The 10,242-nt window shown below is 44.3% G+C and carries 12 protein-coding genes; 8 read left to right on the plus strand and 4 right to left on the minus strand.

Translation table 11 applies throughout. The features are described 5' to 3' along the window. The first annotated feature begins 76 nt into the window (after positions 1-76). Together G519_RS0111735 and G519_RS0111740 are read left to right on the plus strand one after the other, a co-directional pair. Complete coding sequence (locus tag G519_RS0111735; RefSeq protein WP_029194848.1) at positions 77-751, plus strand: flagellar brake protein; 675 nt, start codon at positions 77-79, stop codon at positions 749-751. Between the two features lie 11 nt (positions 752-762). Next, positions 763-1,575, plus strand: coding sequence for an NAD kinase (locus tag G519_RS0111740; RefSeq protein WP_029194849.1), 813 nt, complete (start codon positions 763-765; stop codon positions 1,573-1,575). A gap of 61 nt (positions 1,576-1,636) precedes the next feature. Here the strand turns inward: G519_RS0111740 and G519_RS42735 are convergent, their stop codons facing one another. Then, positions 1,637-1,954 carry a YutD family protein gene (locus tag G519_RS42735; protein ID WP_036632718.1) on the minus strand — a complete coding sequence of 106 codons (318 nt, stop codon included), beginning with the start codon at positions 1,952-1,954 and terminating at the stop codon, positions 1,637-1,639. A 40-nt stretch (positions 1,955-1,994) separates the two neighbouring features. After that, positions 1,995-2,870: a lipoyl synthase gene (gene lipA, locus G519_RS0111750; protein WP_029194850.1), complete on the minus strand. Its 876-nt coding sequence runs from the start codon at positions 2,868-2,870 to the stop codon at positions 1,995-1,997. A 155-nt stretch (positions 2,871-3,025) separates the two neighbouring features. Between lipA and larE the strand changes: the two genes are divergently transcribed. From larE to larC, 3 genes are read left to right on the plus strand one after another with little or no spacing between them, the layout of a single operon-like run. Then, entirely contained in the window at positions 3,026-3,874 is an 849-nt protein-coding gene (gene larE, locus G519_RS0111755; protein ID WP_036632720.1) for an ATP-dependent sacrificial sulfur transferase LarE, read from the plus strand. Next, positions 3,871-4,647, plus strand: a complete 777-nt coding sequence (gene larB, locus G519_RS0111760; protein ID WP_029194852.1) for a nickel pincer cofactor biosynthesis protein LarB — start codon at positions 3,871-3,873, stop codon at positions 4,645-4,647. Before larE ends, larB begins: the two co-directional genes overlap by 4 nt. A 9-nt stretch (positions 4,648-4,656) precedes the next feature. Then, on the plus strand, positions 4,657-5,517 hold the full coding sequence (larC, locus tag G519_RS0111765) for a nickel pincer cofactor biosynthesis protein LarC (RefSeq protein ID WP_029194853.1): 861 nt from the start codon (positions 4,657-4,659) through the stop codon (positions 5,515-5,517). Between the two features lie 49 nt (positions 5,518-5,566). Here the strand turns inward: larC and larC2 are convergent, their stop codons facing one another. Then, entirely contained in the window at positions 5,567-6,055 is a 489-nt protein-coding gene (gene larC2, locus G519_RS0111770) for a nickel pincer cofactor biosynthesis protein LarC2 (protein ID WP_029194854.1), read from the minus strand. A gap of 116 nt (positions 6,056-6,171) precedes the next feature. On the opposite strand from larC2, the gene G519_RS0111775 reads away from it, so the two are divergent. Then, positions 6,172-7,221, plus strand: a complete 1,050-nt coding sequence (locus G519_RS0111775; RefSeq protein WP_064743434.1) for a M23 family metallopeptidase — start codon at positions 6,172-6,174, stop codon at positions 7,219-7,221. A 10-nt stretch (positions 7,222-7,231) separates the two neighbouring features. On the opposite strand, the gene yunB is transcribed toward G519_RS0111775, so the two are convergent. Next, complete coding sequence (yunB, locus tag G519_RS0111780; protein WP_244280094.1) at positions 7,232-8,029, minus strand: sporulation protein YunB; 798 nt, start codon at positions 8,027-8,029, stop codon at positions 7,232-7,234. Positions 8,030-8,756: 727 nt separating this feature from the next. Between yunB and G519_RS42740 the strand changes: the two genes are divergently transcribed. Together G519_RS42740 and G519_RS0111790 are read left to right on the plus strand one after the other, a co-directional pair. Continuing rightward, positions 8,757-9,608: a transposase gene (locus G519_RS42740; protein ID WP_064743436.1), complete on the plus strand. Its 852-nt coding sequence runs from the start codon at positions 8,757-8,759 to the stop codon at positions 9,606-9,608. 448 nt (positions 9,609-10,056) lie between these two features. Further along, positions 10,057-10,242, plus strand: a 186-nt coding sequence (locus tag G519_RS0111790; protein ID WP_029194857.1) for a transposase, incomplete at its 3' end; no start/stop codon positions are given.

The following is a 10,242-nucleotide window of genomic DNA, read 5'->3' on the forward strand; positions in this document are numbered from 1 at the left end:
ATAAATTATTATGAATAGAGAACTTAACGGTATGTGCATGTGTTCGTGAATGCAAATCTAACCACTTGGTGATGCTATGGATTGGAATAAGGCACTGGAATTGGCATATATCGCACCGAATACGGAGTGTCATTTGATCATTGTCGGAGAATGTAAAGATGGGCAGCCTTTTTGCTATGAAGAAAACTTCTCCATAGACAAAATAGGTGACACTTCATTCACCGTTTGTTTAGAGCTGTCCGGAATTTTTCCATTCGACAAATTAGAGCATATTTCTTTCATTGAGTTTTCTTTTAAAGACCGTGGAATTTTATTTTACGCCTATGTCGATTTAATTCAACTTGAATTAAAGAAGACGATATGTTACCTTTCGCTATCCATTCCCGAAGAAATTCATCATCATCAGAACAGAAGGTACAGCCGTGTGAAGCTCTCCCTTCGAACACCGATCACACTGCGTATTGTTGGCATTCGCGGTATATCCGCAAGCAAGGGAGTCGCTTTTTCCGGACAACTGCTTGATATTAGTGCCAGCGGTCTTTCTTTTGTTACGACGAATCGGCTCTTTTTCCCCTTATTTCTGGAATTCAGCTTCATTCTCCCTGGGTATCCCCATCCTATTACGGCTTATGGTGAAATTATTAGGGTGACGAATTTCAGTAATGATTCTTATCGGGTCGCCGCCGAATTCCGACATACACCTGAATCGATGCTTCAGGACATTGATAAATATTGCTCGATAACTTCTTAGGAGGAAACCAATTGAAATACAACGTCATTGAACGAGGCGATGACATCTCCAAGGGGCTGACAGAGCGGTTCCATAAACTCGCCGCAGAGCAAGGCATGCCGAGGGATGAAGAAAATCCCGACATTGTCCTTTCTATTGGCGGAGATGGCACGATGCTGCAAGCTTTTCATAAATATGTGCAGAAGCTTGACACAATCGCTTTCGTTGGGATCCATACTGGACACTTAGGTTTCTTCGCAGATTGGAAACCAGATGAGCTGGATCATCTAGCTTCATTGATGTTCAGCGTCACCACACCCGAGGAGCTTCGTGTTGTGCAGTACCCCGTCGTTGAGATTGAAATTACGACTGAAAAGGGCTCCGAGACACATTTGGCGCTCAACGAATTTACCATACGAGGAATCGAAGTATCGCTAGTCGCGCGACTTCACGTTAACGACGAAATGTTCGAAATGTTCCGCGGAGACGGAATCTGTATCTCCTCGCCTGCCGGCAGTACAGCTTACAACAAAAGCTTAGGTGGAGCAATGGTCCACCCTTCGCTTGAAGCCATTCAAATTGCAGAGATTGCTTCAATTAACAATAGGGTCTACCGTACACTCGGTTCTTCCATGATTTTACCGAAGCATCATCACTGTGACATTTATCCCAAAGCGCAGCAGAATATGCTTTTATCACTTGATCACTTATACTTGCAGCGCGACGACGTCGTTTCTATCCGCTGCCGTGTAGCTGCCAACGTGAAAGTTAAGTTTGCCAGATTCCGCCCATTTCCTTTCTGGAGTAGGGTTCGGGAAGCTTTTGTTGGGTTAGAAGTGAAATAAATAAGAAGAAGACGCCCCTCACTCCGCTAAAGAATGAGAGGCGTCTTTTGGTTTCACTACATTAAGGAGTGGTTGTAATCACTTCAGAAGGCACTTGCTGCTTTGCGCCATTCACTTTTTCGATAATAAAATACGCGCAGCCAAAGTTGCAGTACTCATTCAAGTAATCTTGAAGAGCCGCGATGGATGATTCCTTTGTCGCTTTAGGATGGATTTCTTTAAAAAATCCTCTCAGCCTTAACTGGCTGTATCCCCAATCGCCGACAATATAATCATATCGCTCCAGCACTTCGCTAAAACGTTCTTTAAAAACTTCAAAATTCCAGCCATTCTTATGGTCTGTAACGAGCTCATATGTTTTATTTGCAATATGAATCATGATGGTAGGAAGCTCTCCTTTCTATGATCCGTTCGTTAATCTAAACGTTCGAAGCCGCTTGAACTTGTTCATGGGCGTGGTACGAACTGCGTACCAATGGCCCCGACTCTACGTGCTTAAAGCCACGTTTCATGCCTTCTTCTTTGAGCATAGCAAACTGCTCAGGCGTATAATACTTAGCTACAGCCAAATGTGTTGTCGACGGCTGCAGGTACTGCCCAATCGTCATAATGTCGCAGCCAACTGCTCGTAAATCCTCCATCGTTTGCAGCAGCTCGTCCCACTCCTCGCCCACGCCAATCATGACGCTGGATTTGGTAGGGATGTTCGGAGCAATACGCTTCGAACGCTCCAGCAGTTCAAGAGAACGGCGATATTTCGCCTTCGAGCGGACGCGGTCTGACATGCGCTCAACAGTCTCCATATTATGGTTCAAGATATCAGGTTTGGCCTCTAGAACCGTGGCCAGCGACTCTTCCCGCCCCAAGAAATCGGGGATCAGCACTTCGACTGTGCACATTGGCAATTTGCGGCGAATTGCTTTGATGGTTTCAGCGAATATCATCGCACCGCCATCTGTTAAATCATCGCGCGCTACGGAAGTTACGACACAGTGACGCAGTCCCATTTGTAAAGCGGCATCAGCTACACGTTCTGGTTCTTCAAGATCCAGCTCGGTAGGCAGCCCTGTTTTGACTGCACAGAAACGGCATGCTCGGGTACAAATATCGCCCAAAATCATAAAAGTGGCTGTACGATTCGCCCAGCACTCATGAATGTTCGGACATTTAGCTTCTTCACAAACCGTATGCAGCGTCTTGGAACGCATCATTGACTTTATTTCTTTAAAATTCTCATCTGTCTTGAGATTAATTTTTAACCAGTCTGGTTTTCTCTCTAATGGCTTTGTAGGCATTATATTTCCCGCCTTTTATTTGGTTTCTCGTTCTTGTTATTATAACATGAATGACTGACAAAACAATCCACTTTGCCAGTCAGTTGTGATACACTTATTAAGATGGCCAAAACAGCTTAACCTATCACGTAAAGGCTGTATGGGAGGGAAGAAACATGAGCATACAAGAAGTAACAAGAGAGAAAGACCGCAAACTTGGAGAAATTTTAAGAGGTATGGGACGAGTATTAATCGCCTTCTCCGGAGGGGTTGACAGTACATTCGTCCTCAAACGTGCGCAGCAGGAGCTCGGAGATCAAGTCTTAGCCGTCACTGCAGCATCCGAAACGTTCCCTTCTCGGGAATTCGATGCCGCCGTTGAACTAGCAGAACAAATCGGTGTCCCACTGTACAAAACAGAGGTCAAGGAACTAGAGAACGCGAATTTCGTCGCGAACAATCCAGATCGCTGTTACCATTGCAAAACGGGACTTTATTCACATTTGCAGCAACTAGCCAAAGAGTTAGGATACCCCTATATTCTGGATGGTTCGAACATGGACGATCTCGGTGATTATAGACCGGGTCTACAAGCCAAAAACGAGCAAGGCGTCCGTAGTACTTTACAGGAGTCCGGCATGACCAAAGACGAGATCAGACAGCTTTCCAAAGAGCTAGGACTGCGTACTTGGAATAAACCGTCTTTTGCTTGCTTGTCATCTCGCATCCCTTACGGGACGCAAATTGAGAAATGGAAAATCGACCAACTGGATGAAGGCGAGTACTTCTTGTCCCAGCTCGGATTGTATCAGGTGCGCGTTCGTCACCATGAAAAAATTGCCCGCATCGAGGTTATGCCGGATGAGATTCATAAAGTCGTTGAGCACCGTGATGCGATCTATGAAAAGTTCAGCAAGCTCGGTTTCACTTACGTGACGCTCGATTTACAAGGTTACCGCACGGGCAGCATGAACGAAGTCCTGTCCAAGGAGACGAAAGACAAGGTGAAAGAAGCATCCTTATGATGAACCTAGAGAAAATCTTAAAGCTCGTCCAGGCGGGCGATCTGGACGTAGAAGAAGCCAAAAAGCAAATCATCAAGGAAGGCAGCGCCGCAGGCCCAGCTAACCTTGATCTTGGATTTGCTCAGCTTGACATCGATCGCGAGAAGCGTACGGGCTTCCCCGAGGTCATTTTCGGGGAAGGCAAGACCGCGGAGCAGATCGAGGAGATTTTCCGGCGGCTGATGGAGCACACCGACCGCGTGCTCGCTACGCGGGTCGACGCGGCCAAAGCCGCACATGTTACAGCTGCCGTGGAAGGCGTCACCTACCACGAAACGGCAAGGTCGCTAACTTGGTTCAAGCGGCCTATGCTTAAGGTCCACGACGGCTATATCGCCGTCGTGTGCGCAGGTACCTCCGACCTCCCCGTGGCGGAGGAGGCGGCTCTAACAGCAGAATGCCTGGGCAGCCACGTTGAACGAATATTCGACGTGGGTGTAGCTGGCATTCACCGGCTCTTCCGCCGGCTGGAGCTCATTCGCGGTGCAAACGCGATTGTGGTCGTTGCCGGCATGGAAGGCGCGCTCGCCAGCGTCGTCGGCGGGCTAGTAGCCAAACCGATCGTGGCTGTGCCTACAAGCATCGGGTATGGTGCGAACCTTGCAGGCATCGCCCCTTTGTTGTCGATGCTAAATAGCTGCTCACCAGGAATCTCCGTAGTGAACATCGACAACGGCTTCGGAGCTGGCTATTATGCAGGGCTCATTAACAAAAATATGTCGAAACGAGCGTGAGATCCTACAATGCGCATTTTGTATTTAGACTGCTTCTCCGGAATCAGCGGCGATATGACCCTTGGAGCTTTAGTAGACGCGGGAGCAGATCGAGCTTACATTGAAGATGAGCTTACCAAAATCAAGCTAGAGCCATACATGTTGGAATGGAAGCGTGTTGTTAAGCGCGGCATTTCTGCCATGAAACTAGATGTCATTCTAGACCCGCAGCACCCACCAAAACACCATCGTCATTACTTAGAAATCGTACAAGTCATTCAACAGGCAGAGTTCAATGAGCGTGTAACAGCTCTCAGCTTAGCTATTTTTGAAAAGATCGGTATTGCTGAAGCCAAAATCCATGGTATTCCCGTTGAAAAAGTACACTTCCATGAGGTCGGAGCCATAGACTCCATTGTCGATATCGTAGGAGTAGCCTTAGCCATTGACTCCCTGCAAGTCGAGCGGATCTTTGCCTCCCCAGTACCGCTTGGTTCAGGAACGATACATATCGATCATGGTATATATCCCGTTCCGGCTCCGGCAACACTGGAAATGATGCGAGGGTTACCTATTGCATCAACTAACTATAACCTTGAGATGACTACGCCAACTGGTGCCGGTATTATTTCCGGAATCGTGGACGAGTTCTCCAAAAGCTTTCCTCCTATGATCGTTGACACCATCGGTTACGGTGCAGGAACAAGAGATTTACCTAATCAACCGAACGTGCTTCGTGTCGTAGTCGGTAAAGTTGATCCTTATATAGGAAAATGGCAAGTAAGCCACGAGCACCTGGCACATGAACATGGTCATGGTCACGGCCATACACATGATGATCATCATCACCACCAACATGAACATTCACATACACACCCTCACCATACATGAGCCTCCAAAGAGGCCGTAAATAAAATGACAAAACGCCTCTTCCTTCAAATCAGGAGGAGACGTTTTTTTGTTTTTGCTGTATAAACTGCATCCTAACTTCCTCGTATACCTGCTTCAAAGGTACTTGATACTCCTTAGCGATTTGCTCGCATTCTTTGAACTCTGGTGCATATTGTACCAATTTCCCCTGGTGATAACCGACTTTTACCGTTAAAAGTCCCCATCTTGTTAGCACTTGCTTGAATTCTCTAGCCAATCGGTGACAGGAAGCGTGCATATACCGAATGCCAAGTGTCGTTGTCTCGCTAAAAATAACCTCCTCTACAACAGAGAGCCGTTCATCTTCAACCAGCACATTCAGCATAATCCCTGGTCTGCCTTTTTTCATAATTATCGGTACTACAAATACATCATTCGCACCTGCTTCAAAAAGCTTGTCCATGATATAAGAAACCCACTCCGGGTTCATATCATCCAAATTAGCCTGAATTAACAGCATATTATCGTCCACATGCTCATCCCTATGATTAAAACTCACGATCCTCACCTCTTAGAGGCATCATAGCAAAAATCCGATAACAACGAAAGATGCAGGGATAAACATTCGCCGAAGAGTACATCCTAAGAACTAACATTTAAGGAAGGATGATTGAGATGAAAAGCAGACCTTTTTGGTCGCGGGTTCTTGTTCTTAGCCTCCTCCTATCAGCAACCGAATCCGGGACTCTTTCAGGCAGTGCTGAATCCCATGCCGCTGCATCTGACCAATTCTTTAAGGCAACTCCGTCTAAAGTTAACCCGAACTTGAACGCTGAGCGGAAAGAGCTATTTGAAAAAACAAGCATCTTGTCTGGCATTCCGTGGGCATACCTTGCTGCAGTTGATCAGTACGAAAGAACGATGAATATCGCGAAAAAAAGACCCGTACATCAAGGAATTACCAGCATTTACTTCCCTGAAGCAGATTGGGTGGGCTTATTAAATCCAGACCAACAAGATACGAATCCAAAAAGCATCTCCTTCTTTCATGGCTACGGACGAGATGGTTCAGGTGACGGCGTCGCAGATCGAAACAACGATTTAGACGTACTGGCAGCTATGGCCACAGTAATGAGCAATAATGGCAACCAAGAAGAAAATTTACAAATCAACTTATGGAATTATTATCAAAACTCACGCAGTGTAGAACGTATCAAACAATTCGCAACAATCTATGCCACACTAGGTACTCTCGATGTTGGTGAGCATGCTTTTCCACTGCCAGTGAATGCAGACTACTCCTACCGCAGTACATGGGGAGATAGCCGCGGATGGGGCGGGCATCGTTCCCATGAAGGCACAGATTTATTTGCGGGCTATGGTGTTCCTGTACGAAGCACTTGCTATGGCATTGTAGAGATAAAAGGCTGGAATCCCTACGGAGGCTGGCGGATTGGTATTCGAGATGTGAACAATATTTATCATTACTACGCCCATCTCTCTGGTTTTCAAAAAGGGATCAAAGAAAACGATATCGTAAAGCCTGGACAAACTATCGGTTGGGTAGGCAGTTCGGGTTATGGTAAGCCAGGAACTTCAGGTAAATTTCCGCCTCATCTTCATTTTGGACTTTATCGTGATAATGGGCTAACCGAATGGAGCTTTGATCCTTACCCCTCCCTTCGCAAATGGGAACGAGAAGATCGGATGAAAAAGAAAAAATAACACCGCTCCATTATTGGGGCGGCTCTTTTTGTGTCTTGCTTTCTTGCGTTGTAACTCCCTCTGCCTTTGGTGTTGTTGTAGTTCCGGCATTCGGTATGCTAGGCAGCGATAAACTCGGTGGACTTGCATCCTTATTACTACCCACCGGTTTTCCCTTATTATCATAATAATATGTTGGGACATCCCCAACCACGAGAGAATATGAAATAGGAATTTCCGTTTCCACAATTTCTGTATCGGAATCAAAGGGAATAATCACCGATACTTCAGCAATAATGCGAACATACACTTCAAACATAACCATATTGATTCCCGCATTTTGTGATCGCGTATTCAGATCAACCTTCACAGTACCAACTGGCAGCAGCCGAATCGGAATATCAGGGCCAAACGAGGAGAGAATCGCACTATTCATCGCTTGCCCAACCGGAATATGCTCAGATATACTTTGCAAATCTTTCAGTTCACCTTGCACAGTTTTAATCGTATCTGCAGTAATACGCATATGTTCATTATAATTAAGCATGAAGCCCGTTATTTTACCGTTTTTATCCATCTTCCAATCAATTAATTGCTCCGCACTCGTATTTCCAGCCACATGATTCGCAATAGCGCTATTAATCGCTTGTGTCGCTATCTGCTTGATGCGTACCTTTGCCAAATTCATCAGTGGAGGTCTAAGATTACGTTCTACGAAAATAAAAAACTGCACAGTAAATAAGACAAAAATGAGAAGACTGATCAAAAGCACCTTTTTGCGGTTTGTTTTCCCTGTAGGTCTGCTTCTCCATCGTCTCCTTAGCAGCATCCCATTCCCTCCCCTAGCCACTTAAATCAATTAGTACTACCTTATGCGGACATGGAGTGAAAAAGAAGACACGTTCCCTACGGCAAGTCCCATCAACTCGAATACGTCCATATCCATGTCCTTTGTTAACCTATCTCTTCTCCGTCCCCTCCATTTGTGCCCCGTCCCATGTGAATCCCATGTCGTCTAAATCGTGTCTAAATCCGACTCCACTTCACCCTCTTACATCGTTATCCCCATCATCTAGTACCAGCTCACATCTGGGTACCATTGTATCCAAATCTTCTCATATCTGAGACCCACCATCTCAAGTTCTTCTCACGTGCGTCTCATCCATTCCTTATCTTCTCACGCTGCGTCCAATCGTCAATGCATCTTCCACTATCTTCTTATCCATTCCGTGTTTACACACGTCTGCCCCCCTCATCGACTCTGCATCCCCTCTCTTTGTCACCATTTCCTTCAGCCAACACAATTTGTCACGTCCTTTCATGCAAGCCTGTGTATATGTATCTCATCTCAGTCGAATCTTCCCTCCTACGTCACCTCACTTCCCATCCAACCCAACTTTTCTCCATCTCTATGGGCACTATCCCCATTACTCAGAATTAGAAATAACCATAATTTTAATCAAATATTCCCAAATTGTCTTGAAATGAGTTCATACGTTTGGTATAATATTAACAGGAACGTATATTCCTATTTTGAAACAAACGGAGAGATACATATGAATTTTGCATGTATGTCACTTGATCAATTTCAAAATCATTTTTCCACTGATAGTGCTTGCATTGCGTATATTTTTCACACTAAGTGGCCTGAAGGTTTTATCTGCCCGCGTTGTAAACACAGCCATGCTTATGTGACAACTACCCGTCGTCTTCCGCTTTACGAATGCTGTCACTGTCGCCATCAAACGTCACTAATATCTGGAACTATTATGGAAGGAAGCCGGACTGAACTACGTAAATGGATACTGTCTCTTTTTCTATTCTCCCATACCAATAAAGGTACGACCGCAACCGAACTTTCTAAATTTATTAAGGTTACATATAAAACTGCCTGGCTAATCTTACATAAAATCCGTTCTGTGATTCATAGCTCCGATAATCAAAACCAGCTTTCGGGTTCAGTTTGTATAAATTCGGCTATCTATGGACGACCTTATAATCCTTCCGTCCACAAACACAGACAAGAGCACCTTCTTCTAGTAGGCTCATCAGTTAATGAATGGAATCAATTTACCCACCTCAAAATAAAGCACGTTCTACTTCCGAATCCAAAAGAAAGACATATTCCTCGTATTGAAACAAAAGCCTTTCATCAACAGCACATTGAATCCGATACCCAAAATGTTGAGATTGTTACAGGTTTTTATACCCCCTCACGACTTCGCCCATTGCTCATATTCGCTAAACAAGCTAGTAAATGGATAAATAACACCTTCCATGGCCTTGGACCCAAACATTTACAAAAGTACCTAGACGAATTTAGTTATCGTCTAAACCTTTCTTCAAAAAACATACCTATTTTTGCCCATTTAGTTCAACTCTGCATCAAACCCTCGAGCTATCAATAGGCACTAAAAGTAGTGTGTTATTTAACCATCAAATTTCTTGTAGTGCATTAAAAGTAGATTAGTTCCAATTGATAAGTACATGATCAAATTACTTACTTACTTACTTACTTACTTTCTTTCTTTCTTTCTTTCTTTCTTTCTTTCTTTCTTTCTTTCTTTCTTTCTTCTTACTTCTTATTTCTTACTTCTTACTTCTTACTTTCTTTGTACTTTCTTTCTTATATTTTCTTTCTTTATATTTTCTTTTTATTTCTTTCTTTTTACTTTATTTACTTATACCTGAAATATTCATAGCTCTTATCTAATATGATTTAATATCAATAGTAACAAGGGATTACGGCCATTTTTCATCTCTCTTAAAAAGTGAAAGAAAAAATGGAAAAAGAGCCCTTACTTTGGTAGTGTTGATGGTGACCAAACACAACAAAACTACTAAGGAGGCTCTTCTTTGACAAGTTTACAAGAGTATGGCATGAACTTCAACCCCCGAATGAGAATCAATTTTGAAGGCGGTGATCTGACCTCAGACGCCGGCCTGCTACTATATAAAGAATTCGATCACAAACTTGGTCTTTCTCAGACCATCAAGCAATTGCTAGTAGTCGACGATCCTATTCATCATCGAGATCATCCT

Origin of the sequence: Paenibacillus alginolyticus DSM 5050 = NBRC 15375 (assembly GCF_000422905.1) — a bacterium.
Classification (GTDB): domain Bacteria; phylum Bacillota; class Bacilli; order Paenibacillales; family NBRC-103111; genus Paenibacillus_E; species Paenibacillus_E alginolyticus.